Genomic DNA, 16,333 nt, shown 5'->3' with positions numbered 1-16,333 from the left:
ACCACAAGTCCACGCCACCGCGCCACCGCGCCACCGCGCCACCACGAGACGACGAGACCGCCAGACCACCAGACCACGAGGGAGACACAGGTCCATGCCAGACGCACCGACCACGCCGGGCTCGCCGAACGGCGGACTCGCCGACGACCGGATCCGCGCCCTGGACGCCCACTGGCGCGCCGCCAACTACCTCGCGGCGGGCCAGATCTACCTGCTGGCCAACCCGCTGCTCACCGAGCCGCTGCGGCCGGACCACATCAAGCCCCGGCTGCTGGGCCACTGGGGCACCTCACCCGGGCTCAACCTCGTCCACACCCATCTCAACCGCGTCATCAAGGACCGCGACCTGGACGCCATCTGCGTCTGGGGCCCCGGCCACGGCGGCCCCGCGGTGCTCGCCGGTTCCTGGCTCGACGGCAGCTACTCCGAGGTCTACCCGGACGTCAGCCGGGACGCGGCGGGCATGGCCCGGCTCTTCCGGCAGTTCTCCTTCCCCGGCGGGGTGCCCAGCCATGTGGCCCCCGAGACCCCCGGCTCGATCCACGAGGGCGGTGAGCTCGGCTACTCCCTCGCCCACGCCTACGGGGCCGCGCTGGACAACCCCGGGCTGCTGGTCGCCTGCGTCATCGGCGACGGAGAGGCCGAGACCGGCCCGCTCGCGGGCTCCTGGCACGCGAACAAGTTCCTGGACCCGGTCCACGACGGCGCCGTGCTGCCGATCCTCCACCTCAACGGGTACAAGATCGCCAACCCCACGGTGCTCGCCCGGCTCCCCGGGCCCGAACTCGACGACCTGCTGCGGGGATACGGCCATGAGCCGATCCACGTCGCCGGGGACGAACCCCTCGAAGTGCACCGGGCCATGGCGCACGCCCTGGACGAGGCGCTGGACCGGATCGCCCTGCTCCAGCGCACCGCCCGCGAGGAGGGCATCGCCGAGCGACCGCGCTGGCCCGTCATCGTGCTCCGTACGCCCAAGGGCTGGACCGGGCCCGAGGAGGTCGACGGGCTCCCCGTGGCGGGCACCTGGCGCGCCCACCAGGTCCCCCTGCCGGGCGTCCGGGAGAACCCGGAGCATCTGCGGCAGCTGGAGCGCTGGCTGCGTTCGTACCGCCCCGAGGAGCTTTTCGACGCCGACGGGCGGCCCCGGCCGCACCTCCTGGCCGAGGTCCCGGAGGGCGACCGCCGCCTGGGCGCCAATCCGCACGCCAACGGGGGACTGCTGCTGCACTCACTGCCGGTGCCCGACCTGGAGCGGTACGCGGTCCCCGTGGACAAGCCCGGTGCGACCCTGCACGAGCCGACCCGGGTCCTCGGCGGGCTGCTGGAGAAGGTCACGGAGGACACCGCCGACCGCCGCGACTTCAGGGTGGTCGGCCCCGACGAGACCGCCTCCAACCGGCTGGAAGGCCTCTACCGCGCCACCGGCAAGGCGTGGCAGGAGTCCGTCCTGCCCACCGATGAGCACCTCAGCCGCAGTGGCCGGGTCATGGAGGTCCTTTCCGAGCACCTGTGCCAGGGCTGGCTGGAGGGCTATCTGCTGACCGGGCGGCACGGCCTGTTCTCCTGCTACGAGGCGTTCGTGCACATCGTGGACTCCATGGTCAACCAGCACATCAAATGGCTGAAGGTGTCCCGCGCACTGCCCTGGCGCCGCCCGGTGGCCTCCCTCAACTACCTGCTGACCTCCCATGTGTGGCGCCAGGACCACAACGGCTTCTCGCACCAGGACCCCGGCTTCGTCGACCATGTGCTCAACAAGAGCCCGGAAGTGGTGCGGGTCTATCTGCCGCCGGACGCCAACACCCTGCTCAGCGTGGCCGACCACGTCCTGCGCAGCCGTGACTACGTGAACGTGGTCGTCGCGGGCAAGCAGCCCTGCTTCGACTGGCTCGATCTCGACCAGGCGCGCGCCCACTGCGCGCGCGGCGCCGGGACCTGGGAGTGGGCCGGGACCGAGAACGGCGCGGGGGAGCCGGATGTGGTGCTGGCCGCCGCGGGCGATGTGCCCACCCAGGAGGTCATCGCGGCCGCCGGGATCCTCCGCCGCCATCTGCCCGATGTGGCCGTACGGGTGGTCAACGTGGTCGACATGACCCGGCTGCTGCCCAAGGAGGAGCATCCGCACGGGATGACGGACCATGAGTTCGACGCCCTGTTCACCCGCGACCGGCCGGTCATCTTCGCCTACCACGGCTATCCGTGGCTGGTGCACCGGCTCTCCTACCGCCGGGCCGTCCACCCCAACCTCCATGTGCGCGGCTACAAGGAGATGGGCACCACGACCACGCCGTTCGACATGGTGGTCCGCAACGACCTGGACCGCTACCGGCTGGTGATGGACGTCATCGACCGGACCCCCGGGCTCGCGGTGCGCGCCACGGCCGTACGGCAGCGGATGCAGGACGCCCGCACCCGCCACCAGGCCTGGATCCGTGAGCACGGCACCGATATGCCCGAGGTCGCCGAATGGTCCTGGACCGGCTGAAGACCAGCGGCGGGCCGGCCGAGGCCGCTCTCACCCGGCTGGCCACCCGGTGGGCCGCTCTCAACCGGTGGGGAAGTAGCCCTCCAGATAGGCGTTGCGGAACTTCCCCGCCGGATCGTGCTCGGCCAGCAGCCCCGCGAAGTCGGCGGCGCGGTCGTACGAGGAGAGGATCCGCTCCGGCGCGGCCGTGGTCAGCTTGGACCAGTGCGGCCGCGCCCCCAGCGGCAGCAGCGCCTCCTCCATCGCGGCCACCACCTCGATCACCGCGTCGTGGTCGGGGACCCAGGTGAAGTGGAAGCCCACGCTGTCCCGGCCGTACGCGGGGCTCAGCCACAGCTCGTCCGCCGCGACCGTACGGACCTCGGACACCTGCACCACGGGCGCGATCCGGTCGCCGAGGCCGCGCAGCGCGGCGAACGCCGCAGAGGCCGACTCGCGCGGCAGCAGCAGCTCCGACTGGAGCTCATCGCCGTTGCTCGGGGTGAAGTCCGGGCGGAAGTGCGGCAGCCGCTCATGCCACGGCCCCGGCGCGCCCAGCTGCTCGGTGCAGTGCAGCGGGGGCATCGCGGGCACCGGGTGGTGGTGGCGGTCGGCCGGGCGGGCCCCCAGCCACGGCTGCCCGGGATCCGGGGGACCGGGCAGGTCGGTACGGCACTTCAGCCACACCACGCCCTCGCCGGAGCGCCAGTCGGTGAACACGCTGACGCTGTAGGCGGCGCCGAAGACCTCCTCGAAGCTGTCGTCCAGCCGGTCAAGCGGCAGCCCGGTCCACACCCACTGGGCCACGTCGAAGGTGGGCTCGATGTCCAGCGTCATGGCGGTGACCACGCCCAGACCGCCGAGCCCGACCACGGCCCCGTTCAGCCGGTCCCGGTCCTCGTCGCGGCCGATCAGGGTCACCTCGCCGTCGGGGCCGACGATCTCCAGCCCCGCGACCGCCGCCGCCAGACAGCGCTGGTCGCTGCCCGAACCATGGGTGGCGGTGGCGCAGGCCCCGGCCACCGTGATGTGCGGCAGCGAGGCGAGGTTGGCCAGTGCGAAGCCCTCCGTGTGCAGGGCGTGGGCCACATGGGCGTAGCGCATGCCCGCCGCGACGGTCGCGGTGCGCTTCCCTGGGTCCATCTCCACCCGGTGCGGCAGCCGGTCCAGGTTCACCAGATCGCCCTCGGTGTCGGCGATGCGGTTGAAGGAGTGGCCGGTGCCCAGTACCCGTACCCGGTCGGCGGAGCTGACGATCCGCCGCAGCTCGTCGACGCTGTCCGGATGGTGCAGCCGGGCGGCGGAGAAGGTGATGTTCCCGGCCCAGTTCGTGGGGGCTTGGCTGGTCGGCATCCGTGTCGTCCTGTTCCGGCTGGAGGGCGATGGGGGAGGGGCGTGCGAGGGTCGAGGGGCGGGCGATGCGTGATGTTGTCAGCACCTTCGTACAGGTCCGCACCCTGCTCCGTACAGACCGGGATTCGCCGTCCATGACCCGGGCCGTACCCGGGCGCATGACCCGGACGGCCCAGCAGGACGGGCCGCCGTGCCGAGGCGCCCCCAGGATGGGCCCATGACTGCCCAGAAGCCACAGCGTCCGAGGTCCGCACTGCTCGGGGAGGTCTGCGCGGAGTTCGCGGGCACCATGGTGCTGATCCTCTTCGGCTGCGGAGTGGTGGCGCAGGTCGTGGCGGCCGGCGACCTCACCAAGCCCGCGGGCACGCTCGGCGATCACGACTCCATCGCCTGGGCCTGGGGCCTGGGCGTCACCCTCGGTGTGTATGTGGCGGCGCGGCTCAGCGGCGCCCATATCAACCCGGCGGTCACCCTCTCCCTGGCGGCGTTCAAGGGCTTCCCCTGGGCCAAGGTCCTGCCGTACACCGCGGCCCAGACGGCCGGCGCGTTCGTCGCGGCCCTGCTGGTGCGCTGGAACTACACCGAGGTGCTGGGCCACGCCGACCCGGGGCACACCCTCAAGACCCAGTTCGTCTTCTCCACCCTCCCCGGCAACGGAGCCCTCCCGGTCAGCGAATGGGGCGCGCTGCGCGACCAGATCATCGGCACCGCGATCCTGGTGCTGCTCATCTTCGCCGTCACCGATGTGCTGAACTCGGCCCCGAAGGCCAATCTGGGGCCCTTCATCATCGGGCTGATCGTGGTCGCGATCGGCATGGCGTGGGGCGCCGACGCGGGATACGCCATCAACCCGGCCCGTGACTTCGGCCCCCGGCTGGCCAGCTTCATCACCGGCTACGGCAGCGCCTGGCGGGACCAGTACGGGAATCTGTACTTCTGGGTCCCGATCGTGGGCCCGCTGATCGGCGGGCTCGTCGGCGCCGCCTTCTACAAGGTGCTGATCAGCCGCTTCCTCCCGGCGGCGGAGACGGAGGTGGGCCGCACCCCCACCCCCGAGTAGCCGATCCAGGCCGTACCACTCACGAGTACGCCACTCACCAGCACGCAATCCACGAGCACCCCACCCACGAGAGGCGGCAGCATGCCGGAATTCATCGGTGCGGTGGACCAGGGAACCACCAGCACCCGCTTCATGATCTTCAACCACGACGGTGACGAGGTGGCGCGGTACCAGCTGGAGCACCGCCAGATCCTGCCGCGCGCGGGGTGGGTCGAGCACGACCCGGTGGAGATCTACGAGCGCACCAACTCGGTGATGCAGAACGCCCTCCGCGCGGGTGGGCTCTCCCCCGCCGACCTGGCCGCGATCGGCATCACCAATCAGCGCGAGACCACGGTGATCTGGGATCCGCGCAACGGCCGCCCGTACTACAACGCCATCGTCTGGCAGGACACCCGCACCGACACCATCGCGGCCGCACTCGAGCGGAACGGCCAGGGCGAGGTCATCCGCCGCAAGGCGGGGCTGCCGCCTGCCACCTACTTCTCCGGCGGCAAGATCAAGTGGATTCTGGACAACGTCGAGGGCGTCCGCGAGGCAGCGGAGGCGGGCCACGCCCTCTTCGGCAACACCGACGCCTGGGTGCTGTGGAACCTCACCGGCGGCCCCGGCGCCGGTATCCACGCCACCGATGTCACCAACGCCAGCCGCACCATGCTGATGGACCTGGAGACGCTGGACTGGGACGACGAACTGCTGGAGATCTTCGGCATTCCGCGGGCGATGCTGCCGACGATCAACCCCTCCTCCCACCCCGAGGCGTACGGTCAGGCCCGCACCTCCCGCCCGCTGCGCACCGCCACCCCCATCACCGGCGTCCTCGGCGACCAGCAGGCGGCCACGGTCGGCCAGGTCTGCTTCGCCCCCGGCGAGGCCAAGAACACCTATGGCACCGGCAACTTCCTGCTGCTCAACACCGGAGCCGAGCCGATCCGCTCGGCCAGCGGGCTGCTCACCACCGTGGCGTACCAGTTCGGCGACACCCCTCCCGTCTACGCGCTGGAGGGCTCGATCGCCGTCACCGGCTCGGCCGTCCAGTGGCTGCGCGACCAGATGAAGATGATCGACGACGCCCCGGGCAGCGAACGGCTCGCCCTCACCGTCGAGAACAACGGCGGGGTGTACTTCGTGCCCGCCTTCTCCGGGCTGTTCGCCCCGTACTGGCGCTCCGACGCCCGGGGCGCGATCGTCGGCCTCACCCGCTTCAACACCAACGGCCACATCGCCCGGGCCACCCTGGAGGCCATCTGCTACCAGAGCCGGGACGTGGTCGAGGCCATGGAGCGGGACGCCGATATCCAGATGGACGTCCTGCGGGTGGACGGCGGGGTCACCGACAACGACCTGTGCATGCAGATCCAGGCCGATGTGCTGGGCGTACCGGTCAGCCGCCCGGTCATCGCCGAGACCACCGCGCTGGGCGCCGCCTACGCGGCCGGGCTGGCCACGGGGTTCTGGCGGGACACCGATGAGCTGCGCTCCCACTGGAGCGAGTCCAGGCGGTGGGAGCCCCAGTGGGACGAGAGGACCAGGCAGGAGGGGTACGAGGGCTGGAAGAAGGCCGTCCAGCGCACCCTGGACTGGGTCACGGTGGAGTAGGCCCGGCGGGGCCCGGGGCGCAATGGCCGCACCGGACCCGGTTGCGCCGGGCGCCCCGCAGCGGTTCGCTGGAAGTACCCGGTGGTGGCCGAGACACCCTGGGAACGCGTCGTGTCCGCCACCACCGCGGCTTGTCAGCGATCGACGCGGAGGTGATCCAGGTGAAAGCCGTCGTCTATGAGAAGCCCTACTCGGTGGCGGTGAGGGACGTCGACGATCCTCGGATCGAGCATCCGAACGATGTGGTCGTGCGCGTCACCTCCAGCGCGATCTGCGGCTCCGATCTGCACATGTACGAGGGCCGTACGGCGGCCGAGCCCGGCATCGTCTTCGGGCACGAGAACCTCGGCGTGGTCGAGGAGACCGGTTCCGGCGTGGTCTCGCTGACCAAGGGCGACCGCGTGGTCATGCCGTTCAACGTGGCCTGCGGATTCTGCAAGAACTGCCTCGCGGGCGACACCGGGTTCTGTCTCACCGTCAACCCCGGCTTCGCGGGTGGCGCCTACGGCTATGTGGCGATGGGCCCGTACATGGGCGGCCAGGCCGACCGGCTGCGGGTGCCCTTCGCCGACTTCAACTGCCTGAAGCTGCCCCAGGGCGAAGAGCGCGAGACCGACTTCATCCTGCTCGCCGACATCTTCCCGACCGGCTACCACGGCTGTGAGCTGGCCGAGGTCTCCCCGGGCGAGAGCGTGGCCGTCTACGGCGCGGGCCCGGTGGGGCTGATGGCCGCCTACTCCGCGCTGCTGCGCGGCGCCGCCACGGTGTTCGTGGTCGACCGGGTGCCCGAGCGGCTGGAGAAGGCCAGGGAGATCGGCGCGGTCCCCATCGACTTCAGCAAGGGCGACCCGGTGCCGCAGATCCTGGACCGGACCGGCGGCGAGGGCACCGACAAGGGCATCGACGCGGTGGGCTACCAGGCCCAGGCGCACGACGCCAGCCATGAGGAGCCCGCCTCGGTGCTCAACTCACTGGTCGACACGGTGCGGCCGACCGGGCGGCTCGGGGTGCCGGGGCTGTACGTCCCCTCCGACCCCGGCGGCCCCGATGAGCACGCCAAACGGGGTCAGCTGCTGGTCTCCATCGGCCGGATGTTCGAGAAGGGCCAGCGCATGGGCACGGGCCAGTGCAACGTCAAGCGCTACAACCGCCAGCTGCGCGACCTGATCATCGCCGGGCGCGCCCGGCCCAGCTTCGTGGTCTCCCATGAACTGCCGCTGGACCAGGCCCCGCAGGCGTACGAGAAGTTCGACAAGCGGGTCGAGGGCTACACCAAAGTGGTGCTGCATCCGGCGCTCGCCGCCTGACGGTCTCTCGGCGCCGCGACCTCCCCTCCGTGATCTCTTACGGCCGATCGCGCCCGAAAAGTCACTGAAAAGGGTGGTATGCCCCATACTTGGTGTTGTGCACCCGAACGGCTTTCTCGTTCACCTCCGGGAGGAGGAGCGATCATGAAGAACTCCCGGGTGGCGCTGGCCTTCGTCAGTGGCTATCTCTTCGGGCGCGGTCACCGGGGGACCTTGGTCCTCGGCCTCGCCGGTCTCGCCGCGGGCAAGCGCCTCGGCTCAGGCATCAGCCCACCGGGCGCCGAGGTGCTGAAGTCCTCCGAGCTCGGCAAGCTCGGCCAGGACATCGGCAGTCGGCTGGTCTCCGCGGGCCGCGAGGCGGCCATGTCGGCAGCCAGTAACCGCATGGACGCCCTGAGTGACCGGCTGGAGCGGCGCGCCGCGACCCTGCGCACCGGCGGTGCGGGGGACCAGGAGCCGGAGGCGGAGGAGCACGACGAACCGGAGAAGCGCGAGGAGCGCGAGGAGCGCTCCGGGCGCGAGCGCGGAGGCGCCGCGCGATCCCGCGAGGGCGGGTCGCGTGAGCGCGGCGGCAAACAGCGCAAACCGGCCGACAGTGCCGCGCAGACCAGGAAGCGGACCGGCTCCGAAGGGCCCGCGCGGCGGAGCCAGAGGTGAGGGCCATGGCTGAGGAAACCAAGGGACGGGCCGGAGAGCTCGCCCGGGACCTGCCCACCGACCGCCTGCTCAAGGAGGCACAGGGCCTGCTGGCGGCGCTGGGCGAACGGGCGCTGGCATCCGTCACCCACCTGGGCAACCCCGGGTCGGGCGTGCTGAAGGGCGGCCTGGACCAGGTCAAGGACAAGGTCGTCGACACGGCCAAGGACCAGATGAAGGACCAGGTCAAGGGGAAGGTCAAGGAGAAGGTCGTCGATACGGCCAAGAGCGTCATCCCGGGCCTCGGCGGCGGCGGTGACGGCGATGGCGGCGGCAAGGGCGGCAAGAAGCTCAAGGTCACCAACATCGTGGAGCAGATGGACGTCGGCGCGCCCCTCTCCCTGACCTACAACCTCTGGACGGAGTGGGAGAACTTCCCCTCGTACATGAAGAAGGTCGAGGACGTCCGGTACGAGGACGAGGACGAGATCGGGATCGAATCCGAGTGGAAGGCCCAGGTCTTCTGGTCGCACCGCAAGTGGCGGGCCGAGGTCATCGAGCAGGTGCCGGACAAGCGCATCATCTGGACGTCGCGGGCCGACAAGGGCCATGTGGACGGCACGATCACCTTCCATGAGCTGGCCCCCGACCTCACCCGCATCCTGTTCGTCCTGGAGTACTGGCCGCAGGGCTTCATGGAGCGCACCGGCAACCTCTGGCGCGCCCAGGGCCGCCGGGTGCGCCTGGAGATGAAGCACTTCCGCCGCCATCTCATGCGCGAGGTGCTGCTCGACCCCGACGAGGTCGTGGGCTGGCGCGGTGTGGTGCGCGACGGCGAGATCGTGGAGGACGACGAGCGAGAGGGGCGGGAGCAAGAGGAGGAGCCCGACGAGGGCGAGGAATCCGAGGACCGCGAGGAGTCGGGAGACGAGTACGGGGACGAGGAGCCCGAGGAGCCCGAGGAGTACGAGGACGAAGAGCCCCGGGACGAGTACGACGAGGAGGAGTACGAGGACGAGGAGCCCGCACGGCGCCGCGCGCGCCGCTGACGGGCCCCGCCTCCGGAACGGGTGAGCGCGGTGACCGTAGCACGGCAGCAGCAGAGCCAGTATCTGGACCGGGCGAGTTCCAGCGCCCTGGTCGACGTGGTCGACCTCATCCTGGACAAGGGCCTGGTCATCGATGTGTATGTGCGGGTGTCCCTGGTGGGCATCGAGCTCCTGACCATCGACGCCCGTATCGTCGTCGCCAGCGTGGACACGTATCTGCGGTTCGCGGAGGCCACCAATCGGCTCGACCTCGCCCGCAGCGGCACCGAAACCCATGGTCTGCCCGGCCTCATGGACGAGATCCGGGAGGGCGGCGGCAAGAAGAAGACCAAGGGTGCCCTGGAGGGCGTCAAGGAATCGGTCTCGGATCTGCTGCGGGACGATGACGATGACGATGACGCCGGGGACGGCGAGGACGACGAGGACCGGGAACCCGAGGCCGAGGAGCGCAAGCGGCCCCGGCGCACCAGGGGTTCCCCCAGTCACAGGGAGCGCGAGCGGTGATGGCCGAGGACGGACGTGCCTGCTATGTCTACGGGGTCGTCACGGACGACCGGCCCGATGAGTCGGTCAAGGACCTGCCCGCGGTCGGGGACCCGGAGGCCCCGGTGGCCCTGGTCCGCCACCGCGGCCAGGCCGCGGTGGTCAGCGAGGTACCCGTCGACAAGCCGCTGGGCAGTCCCGAGGATCTGCGCACCCATGCCAGGGTGCTGGACCACCTGGCCGCGCAGGGCTCACCGGTGCTGCCGTTCCGCTTCGGCACCGTGGTGCGCGACACCGCGGCGGTGGCGGACGAGCTGCTGGCCGAGGGGCACGATGACTTCGCCCGCGGCCTGGACCGGCTGCGCGGCCGTACACAGCTCACCGTGCGGGCCCGCTACGAACAGGACGCGGTGCTGCGCGAGGTGGTGACCGAACAGCCGGAGGCCAGACGGCTCCGCGACGAGCTGCGGGGGCTGCCCGAGGACGCGGGCTATGAGCAGCGGATCGAACTCGGCCAGCTGGTCATGGACAGCATCGCCGCGAAGCGGAGCGTGGACGCGCTCGAGCTCGACCGGCGGCTGGAGCCTTATGCGCTGGCCTCGGTGTCGGAGGAGTCGACGTCCCCCGACGGGCTGGTCAACGCCTCGTTCCTGGTGGAGGACGCGAAACGGGAGGCGTTCGAGGAGGCGGCCGAGGAGCTGGCCGTGCACTGGCACGGCCGGGTCCGGATGCGTCTGCTCGGTCCGCTGGCGCCGTATGACTTCGTGGCCGACGCGACGCTCGAAGGGAAGGAAGGCGACGAGTAGCCATGGGACTGTTCACCGGCCTGGCCACGCTGCCGCTGGCCCCGGTGCGGGGCGTCGTCTGGATCGCCGAGCGGATCCACGACGAGGCCCACCGGCAGCTGTACGACCCCGAGGTGATCAAGCAGCGGCTCGAGGAGGTCGCGGAGGCCCGGGAGAGCGGGGAGCTCACCGAGGAGGAGGCGGCCCGGGAGGAGGACGAACTGGTCCGCAGGCTGATGTCCCAGGGGCCGCCCGACGGGGGCTTGGAGGTATGAGCCGTGCCCCGCGAACGGCCCCGTGAGGAACGCCAGGATCGCCACCGCGAGGAGCGGCCGCGCACCCGGCCCCGCGAGGAGCGGCCCCGTGAGAAGCGGCCCCGCGAGGAGTGGCCCCGTGAGGAACGGGAGCGGCGTGCGGGCGAGCCGAAGCGGCGCGAGCCCGAGCGTGAGCGCCACGAGGCCGAGCCGGAGCGGCCCCGGCGGCCCGCGCTCGTGGCCCGCGACGCCGCGCGCAGCGCGGCCCGCCATGTGCGGGGGCTGACCGGGCGGGCCCCGGAGGGCGTCACCTCGCTGGAGCGCACGGAGGACGGCTGGACCATCGGCATCGAGGTGGTCGAGACCCACCGGATCCCCGACTCCACCGACATCCTCGCCGAGTACCGGGTCGAACTGGACGACCGCGGCGAGCTCGTCTCCTACCGCCGCGCCGAGCGCTACTACCGGGGCAGGGCGGAGAACCGGACATGAACCAGAGCTCCGACTGGAACCCGCCGGTCCGGCGAAGCGGCGGCGCACGCGAACCCGCCCGCCGGGGCGCCGAGCCGTCCAGCCTGGCCGACATCCTGGAGCGGGTGCTCGACAAGGGCATCGTCATCGCCGGTGACATCCAGATCAACCTGCTGGACATCGAGCTGCTGACGATCAAGATCCGGCTGCTGGTCGCCTCCGTGGACCGGGCCAAGGAGATGGGCATCGACTGGTGGGAGCACGACCCCTCGCTCTCCTCAGGCGCCCGGGACGTCCTGGAGGAGAACGAGCGGCTGCGGCGGCGCGTCGGCGAGCTGGAGGACGGCCGCGAGGACCGTGGCGCGGAGCGGGAGGACGAACGGTGAACGGTTCCCTCGCCACTTGGCTGTACGCGGTGACGGCCGCCCCGGAGGACGCCACCCCGCCGCAGGGGCTCATCGGTGTCGCGGGCGAGCCGGTGCGGCTGGTGGGGAGCGCCGGGCTGGCCGCCGTCGTGGGCTCCGTACCGCTGGACGACTTCGGCGAGGACGCGCTGCGCGAACACCTGGAGGACCTGGAGTGGCTGGAGCGCACGGCCCGCGCCCACCACCGGGTGATCAATGGCGCGGCCCGCCACGGCCAGGTCATCCCACTGCGCTTCGCCACGCTCTACCACGACGACGACCGGGTCCTGGCGATGCTCCAGGAGCGCCGGGACGACTTCACGGCCACGCTGCGGCGGGTGGCGGGCCGCACCGAGTGGGGCGTCAAGGCGTATGTGGACCCCCGGACCTTCCTGCCCGACCCGGACGAGCCCACCGGTGGCGAGGAGAGCCCCGGAACCGCCTATCTGCTGCGGCGGCGGGCCCAGCGGCAGGACCAGGAGACCGCGCATCTGCGCGCGACCGAGCGGGCGGAGGAGATCCACGCCTCCCTCGCCGCGCTGGCGGTGGCCACGGCCGCCCATCCACCGCAGGACACCGCGCTGGCCGCGTACGAGGGGTGGATGGTGCTGAACAACTCCTATCTGGTGCCCGACGCCCTCGGTGAGGAGTTCACCGCCCTGGTGACCGACCTGGGGGAGCGCTACCCGGCCATCACCCTGGAGGTCAGCGGCCCCTGGCCGCCGTACTCCTTCACCGCCCCGCCGAAGCGGGCGGAGGACACCCAGCCGGAGGAGACACCGTCATGACCCGTGCGATCGAGCGGCGGGAAGTGGCCCTGGTGGACCTGCTCGACCGGGTGCTCGCCGGGGGCGTGGTGATCGCGGGGGAGATCACCCTGAGCATCGCCGACATCGACCTGGTGCGGATCTCGCTGCGCGCACTGATCGCCTCCGTACGGGCGGAGAACGAGGAGGGGGCGGAGGGGGACCGCCATGACCGCCATGACCGCCGTGAAGGGGGACCGCGATGACGGATGACCGCGCTCCCCGGCGGCCCGGGCGGCGGATCGAGGTGGACGAGGAGTCGGTCCGCCAGAGCCTGGCCGGTCTGGTGCTCACCATCGTCGAGTTGCTGCGGCAGCTCATGGAGCGGCAGGCGCTGCGCCGCGTCGAGCAGGGCGGCATCAGCGATGAGCAGATCGAGGAGCTGGGGCTGACGCTGATGGCCCTGGAGCGGAACATGGTTGAGCTGCGGGAGCACTTCGGGCTGACCGAGGACGACCTCAACCTGGACCTGGGCCCGCTGGGCCCCCTGCTGCCCCGCGACCGCTGACCGCTGCCCTGGCCCACGGCACAGCCTCTGACCGGCCGCTGACCAGGCGGTCCGCTGCCGATTCACGGGACAACCGGTCCGGATCCGGCAGCCGCCGAGTAATGTGCCGGTGTGGGGATCACGTTCAACGTCCAGCGCGCCCAACCGGCCGATGTGCATGTTGGGAGGTCACCGCTGGCCGAGCTCATGTCGCTGCTGCACATCATGGCCGAGCCCGATCACCACCCCGAGGCCCAGCGCTGGACACGCCGGCTCGGAACGGCGCTCGCCCCCTCCCTCGCCCATGAGATGAGCGCCCTGTCGCCGCTGTGGGCCCGGCTCCGCTGCCGGCTGCTGTTTCCGCTGGAGCTCCCGCTGGACCAGTCCGTCGAGGACGAGCTCCGCCATCTGGAGAAGCTGCCGCTCGAGGAGTTCGTGGGCCTGTGCTCCCAAGGGGTGCTCGGCTTCCGCGAGGCCGTGCCCCCGGCCAGCAGCCTGCTCACCGACCCCGAGGCCGCCAAGCGCTATGTGGAGCAGTGCGAGCGGCGCTCCTTCCGGCGCGGCGAGCTGGCCCATGACCTGGTGGCCTCGCCCGAGGGGCTGCGCGACCGGCTGCTGTGCTTCCTGGACTCCTGCGCCGAGGCGTTCTTCGCCTCCGAGTGGCGCACGGTCCGCGACCGGCTGGAGTCGGCCGCCGCCCGGGTCCGTGCCGACATCCGGCGGCGGGGTCTCGCCGAGGTGCTGGCCGGGCTCAGCCCCACCGCGGTGGTCTCCCGGGGCGGCTCGCGGGTGCGCTACGACAAGCTGGCCGTCGCCGAGATCGAGATCGGCCCGCGCCCGCTCTTCCTGCTCCCCTCCGTCCACGTCTGGCCGCATCTGACCGTCAAGGACGAGGAGTGCCACCCCGTGGTGCTCCAGTTCGCCGCCCAGGAGAACCGGAGCCCCGAGCAGCTCACCCAGGCCGAGCTGCGGGCCCGGATGTCCGCGCTGGCGTCCCTGGGCCGGATGGAGCTGTGCCGCCATCTGCTGGGCGAGCCCATCACCACCTCCGAACTGGCCCAGCGGCTGGGCCTCGCCGATACGCAGGTCTCCCGCACCCTGCGCCAGCTCAGGGACGCCGGGCTCATCGAGTCCGAGCGCGAGGGCAAGTACGTCTACCACCGGCTGGCCACCAGCACCCTGCTCCGGCTGGGGCAGGACGTGCTGGCGACCATCATGCGGTGACGGCCGTGCGGCGACCGCCCGTCAGCCGGGCCGGTCGGCGTGCCGGTCAGCCCGGCTGGGTCCACAGCAGCACCGCCGAGGGGCGGTCCGCGTCCATGTGGACGCGGTTGGTCGCCACCACCTTGCGGCGGCTCACCGCCTCCGGCATCCCCGTATTGGAGTTGACGTCGAACCGGGGGAAGTCGCTCGAGGAGATGTCCACCCGCAGCCGGTGCCCGGCCTCGAAGCGGTTGGCCGTGTCCGGCGCCGGGATCTCGATCTCGTAGACCTCGCCCGGCTCCAGCGGCTCCGGGCGCTCGAAGGACTGGTGGAAGCGGCAGCGGAAGATGCCCTCGGTGAGGTTCATCGCGAAGCCGTGCGGATAGTCCTCGTTCGGCGGATGCACATCGACCAGCTTCACCGTGAAGTCGGTGTCCGGGGCGGACGAGGAGATGAACAGCCGCGCGGTGACCGGCCCGGCCACCACCAGCGGCTCCTCCAGCGGCGGGGTGGCCAGCGAGACCACATCGGGCCGGGAGTTCAGCGGCAGATACGGCGGCCGGGCACCGTAGAACCGCTCGTCCGGCACCTGGTCGAAGGCGCCGCCGACCATCACCGGCTCGCCCGAGGTGACCTGGCCGCCGAGCGTCGGCACCGGGTCGTTGGGGTCGAAGTCGTACTCCACCCAGGCCCGGGTCGCCGTCGGCCGCTCCCGGCTCAGCTCGCCCGAGGGGTGGCAGTAGTACGCGGTCTCCCGGGTCCCGGCCGGGGGCCACTGGGTGTCGGTGTGCCAGCGGCCGCCGTGCCGCATCCGCCCGGCCCCGTCCCGCCGTCCGTCCCCGCCGCCCATCAGGAAGTACTGCACCCGCGGGATCGACTCCGGATCGCCGCCCCCCAGCACCGCGTCGAACCACCGCTGCCGGAAGGACAGGTACGAGGCGTCCACATTGCCGCTGAGGGTCGCGGCGGGCCCGAAGTCCACATCACCGGCGAAGGTGACACAGCGCAGCCCGTGTTTCCACGGCCCCATCACCAGATACGCCGGGGACCGCTTGAGCCGGCCCATGGCGGTGAAGTTCTCGATGGTGGAGCGGACATACGGGTCGTACCAGCTCGACATGTGCAGCGTCGGCACGTCCGGGAAGCGGTCGTAGTGGCCGCGCCCGTAGATGGCCGGCTGGCGCCAGTACGCCCCGAAGGCGTCATGCCGCCACTGGTCGAGCAGATAGCGCTCGTAGCTGTCCACCTGGCGCAGCGGTGAGACGCCGGTGCGCCAGGGCAGCACGGTGAACCAGTCGCGCAGATCCGTCCCCGCGAACGCCTTGCGCACCAGCGGGTCCCGCTCCGCCTCCGGGCTCTCCTCACCGTGCCGGAAGGCCCAGGTGACCTGCTTGAGCTCGAAGGCGCCGCCCATCCGCATCCCGGCCTCGTAGGCGCTGGCGAAGCCGCCGGAGTCCATGAACATCGCGGCCAGCCCGGCGGGGGACTCGGCCGCGGCGGCCGTCTGGGCGTGCGCCGAGTAGGACACGCCCATCATGGCCACCCGGCCGTCGCACCAGGGCTGGGCGGCGATCCAGTCGATGGTGTCCGCCCCGTCGGGGCCCTCGCCGAGGTACTTCACGAAGGTGCCCTCGGAGTCCCCGCGGCCCCGGCAGTCCTGCCGCACCACGTGGTACCCGGCGCGGACGAAGAACGCCGAGGTCTCCTCCGGTGTCGGCACCGGCTCGTCGTGGCGGCTGCGGTCGGAGTCGCGCGACCGCCGGCGGCCGTACGGGGTCCGCTCCAGGATGACCGGGCGGGGGCCCGGCCGCTCCTGGTCGGTGAAGAGATCGGCGGCCAGGACGATCCCGTCCCGCATCGGGACGCGCAGGGTGCGTCGCCACACCCGCTCGTCCAGCGGGCGGGCGGACTCCTCCCCGGCCGCCCGCCCTCTGCCGCCGGTCGTCTCGGTCTGACTGGTTTGTGCCAT

General features: G+C 71.6%; 17 protein-coding genes. 15 read left to right on the top strand and 2 right to left on the bottom strand.

Going from position 1 to position 16,333, the window contains the following annotated elements; all coding sequences use genetic code 11:
• Positions 1–94: 94 nt before the first annotated feature.
• On the top strand, positions 95–2,488 hold the full coding sequence (locus tag VT50_RS12350; protein WP_046085860.1) for a phosphoketolase family protein: 2,394 nt from the start codon (positions 95–97) through the stop codon (positions 2,486–2,488).
• Positions 2,489–2,548: 60 nt separating this feature from the next.
• On the opposite strand, the gene VT50_RS12345 is transcribed toward VT50_RS12350, so the two are convergent.
• Positions 2,549–3,820, bottom strand: a complete 1,272-nt coding sequence (locus tag VT50_RS12345; protein WP_046085861.1) for an FAD-binding protein — start codon at positions 3,818–3,820, stop codon at positions 2,549–2,551.
• Positions 3,821–4,037: 217 nt separating this feature from the next.
• Here VT50_RS12345 and VT50_RS12335 point away from each other — a divergent pair, with 217 nt between their 5' ends.
• From VT50_RS12335 to VT50_RS12270, 14 genes are all read left to right on the top strand, one after another.
• Positions 4,038–4,880: an MIP/aquaporin family protein gene (locus tag VT50_RS12335; protein WP_046085862.1), complete on the top strand. Its 843-nt coding sequence runs from the start codon at positions 4,038–4,040 to the stop codon at positions 4,878–4,880.
• 81 nt (positions 4,881–4,961) lie between these two features.
• Positions 4,962–6,479 (top strand): glycerol kinase GlpK, encoded by a 1,518-nt coding sequence (glpK, locus tag VT50_RS12330; protein ID WP_046085863.1) that lies wholly within the window; start codon positions 4,962–4,964, stop codon positions 6,477–6,479.
• A gap of 161 nt (positions 6,480–6,640) precedes the next feature.
• Positions 6,641–7,786 carry a glutathione-independent formaldehyde dehydrogenase gene (locus VT50_RS12325; protein ID WP_046085942.1) on the top strand — a complete coding sequence of 382 codons (1,146 nt, stop codon included), beginning with the start codon at positions 6,641–6,643 and terminating at the stop codon, positions 7,784–7,786.
• A 144-nt stretch (positions 7,787–7,930) separates the two neighbouring features.
• Positions 7,931–8,443 carry a hypothetical protein gene (locus tag VT50_RS12320; protein WP_053048535.1) on the top strand — a complete coding sequence of 171 codons (513 nt, stop codon included), beginning with the start codon at positions 7,931–7,933 and terminating at the stop codon, positions 8,441–8,443.
• 5 nt (positions 8,444–8,448) lie between these two features.
• On the top strand, positions 8,449–9,471 hold the full coding sequence (locus VT50_RS12315) for an SRPBCC family protein (RefSeq protein WP_046085864.1): 1,023 nt from the start codon (positions 8,449–8,451) through the stop codon (positions 9,469–9,471).
• 30 nt (positions 9,472–9,501) lie between these two features.
• Positions 9,502–9,975 carry a gas vesicle protein GvpJ gene (gene gvpJ, locus VT50_RS12310; RefSeq protein WP_046085944.1) on the top strand — a complete coding sequence of 158 codons (474 nt, stop codon included), beginning with the start codon at positions 9,502–9,504 and terminating at the stop codon, positions 9,973–9,975.
• Positions 9,975–10,760 carry a GvpL/GvpF family gas vesicle protein gene (locus tag VT50_RS12305; protein ID WP_046085865.1) on the top strand — a complete coding sequence of 262 codons (786 nt, stop codon included), beginning with the start codon at positions 9,975–9,977 and terminating at the stop codon, positions 10,758–10,760. Before gvpJ ends, VT50_RS12305 begins: the two co-directional genes overlap by 1 nt.
• 2 nt (positions 10,761–10,762) lie before the next feature.
• A complete protein-coding gene (locus VT50_RS12300; protein ID WP_037952520.1) occupies positions 10,763–11,014 on the top strand; it encodes a gas vesicle protein GvpG in 252 nt (83 codons plus the stop codon).
• A gap of 3 nt (positions 11,015–11,017) precedes the next feature.
• Complete coding sequence (gene gvpO / locus VT50_RS12295) at positions 11,018–11,485, top strand: gas vesicle protein GvpO (protein WP_046085866.1); 468 nt, start codon at positions 11,018–11,020, stop codon at positions 11,483–11,485.
• Positions 11,482–11,850 (top strand): gas vesicle protein, encoded by a 369-nt coding sequence (locus VT50_RS12290; RefSeq protein ID WP_046085867.1) that lies wholly within the window; start codon positions 11,482–11,484, stop codon positions 11,848–11,850. Before gvpO ends, VT50_RS12290 begins: the two co-directional genes overlap by 4 nt.
• Positions 11,847–12,656: a GvpL/GvpF family gas vesicle protein gene (locus VT50_RS12285; protein WP_053048536.1), complete on the top strand. Its 810-nt coding sequence runs from the start codon at positions 11,847–11,849 to the stop codon at positions 12,654–12,656. The genes VT50_RS12290 and VT50_RS12285 overlap by 4 nt, the downstream gene beginning before the upstream one ends.
• Complete coding sequence (locus VT50_RS12280) at positions 12,653–12,880, top strand: gas vesicle protein (RefSeq protein WP_046085868.1); 228 nt, start codon at positions 12,653–12,655, stop codon at positions 12,878–12,880. Before VT50_RS12285 ends, VT50_RS12280 begins: the two co-directional genes overlap by 4 nt.
• On the top strand, positions 12,877–13,182 hold the full coding sequence (locus VT50_RS12275; RefSeq protein WP_046085869.1) for a gas vesicle protein K: 306 nt from the start codon (positions 12,877–12,879) through the stop codon (positions 13,180–13,182). The genes VT50_RS12280 and VT50_RS12275 overlap by 4 nt, the downstream gene beginning before the upstream one ends.
• Before the next feature lie 111 nt (positions 13,183–13,293).
• On the top strand, positions 13,294–14,385 hold the full coding sequence (locus VT50_RS12270; protein ID WP_046085870.1) for a helix-turn-helix domain-containing protein: 1,092 nt from the start codon (positions 13,294–13,296) through the stop codon (positions 14,383–14,385).
• 46 nt (positions 14,386–14,431) lie between these two features.
• Here VT50_RS12270 and VT50_RS12265 read toward each other — a convergent pair whose 3' ends face one another.
• Positions 14,432–16,333, bottom strand: a complete 1,902-nt coding sequence (locus tag VT50_RS12265; RefSeq protein WP_107424783.1) for a CocE/NonD family hydrolase — start codon at positions 16,331–16,333, stop codon at positions 14,432–14,434.

The sequence above is a fragment of the Streptomyces antioxidans genome (assembly GCF_000968685.2).
GTDB lineage: Bacteria > Actinomycetota > Actinomycetes > Streptomycetales > Streptomycetaceae > Streptomyces > Streptomyces antioxidans.
This window is presented reverse-complemented; position numbering and strand designations above follow the sequence as displayed.

Bases quoted from the DNA above. Each gene is read 5' to 3' on its own strand.
- VT50_RS12350 (WP_046085860.1), top strand. From the start codon at position 95: ATGCCAGACGCACCGACCACGCCGGGCTCGCCGAACGGCGGACTCGCC.
- VT50_RS12345 (WP_046085861.1), bottom strand. From the start codon at position 3,820: ATGCCGACCAGCCAAGCCCCCACGAACTGGGCCGGGAACATCACCTTC.
- VT50_RS12335 (WP_046085862.1), top strand. From the start codon at position 4,038: ATGACTGCCCAGAAGCCACAGCGTCCGAGGTCCGCACTGCTCGGGGAG.
- glpK (WP_046085863.1), top strand. From the start codon at position 4,962: ATGCCGGAATTCATCGGTGCGGTGGACCAGGGAACCACCAGCACCCGC.
- VT50_RS12320 (WP_053048535.1), top strand. From the start codon at position 7,931: ATGAAGAACTCCCGGGTGGCGCTGGCCTTCGTCAGTGGCTATCTCTTC.
- VT50_RS12315 (WP_046085864.1), top strand. From the start codon at position 8,449: ATGGCTGAGGAAACCAAGGGACGGGCCGGAGAGCTCGCCCGGGACCTG.
- VT50_RS12305 (WP_046085865.1), top strand. From the start codon at position 9,975: ATGGCCGAGGACGGACGTGCCTGCTATGTCTACGGGGTCGTCACGGAC.
- VT50_RS12300 (WP_037952520.1), top strand. From the start codon at position 10,763: ATGGGACTGTTCACCGGCCTGGCCACGCTGCCGCTGGCCCCGGTGCGG.
- VT50_RS12290 (WP_046085867.1), top strand. From the start codon at position 11,482: ATGAACCAGAGCTCCGACTGGAACCCGCCGGTCCGGCGAAGCGGCGGC.
- VT50_RS12280 (WP_046085868.1), top strand. From the start codon at position 12,653: ATGACCCGTGCGATCGAGCGGCGGGAAGTGGCCCTGGTGGACCTGCTC.
- VT50_RS12275 (WP_046085869.1), top strand. From the start codon at position 12,877: ATGACGGATGACCGCGCTCCCCGGCGGCCCGGGCGGCGGATCGAGGTG.
- VT50_RS12265 (WP_107424783.1), bottom strand. From the start codon at position 16,333: ATGGCACAAACCAGTCAGACCGAGACGACCGGCGGCAGAGGGCGGGCG.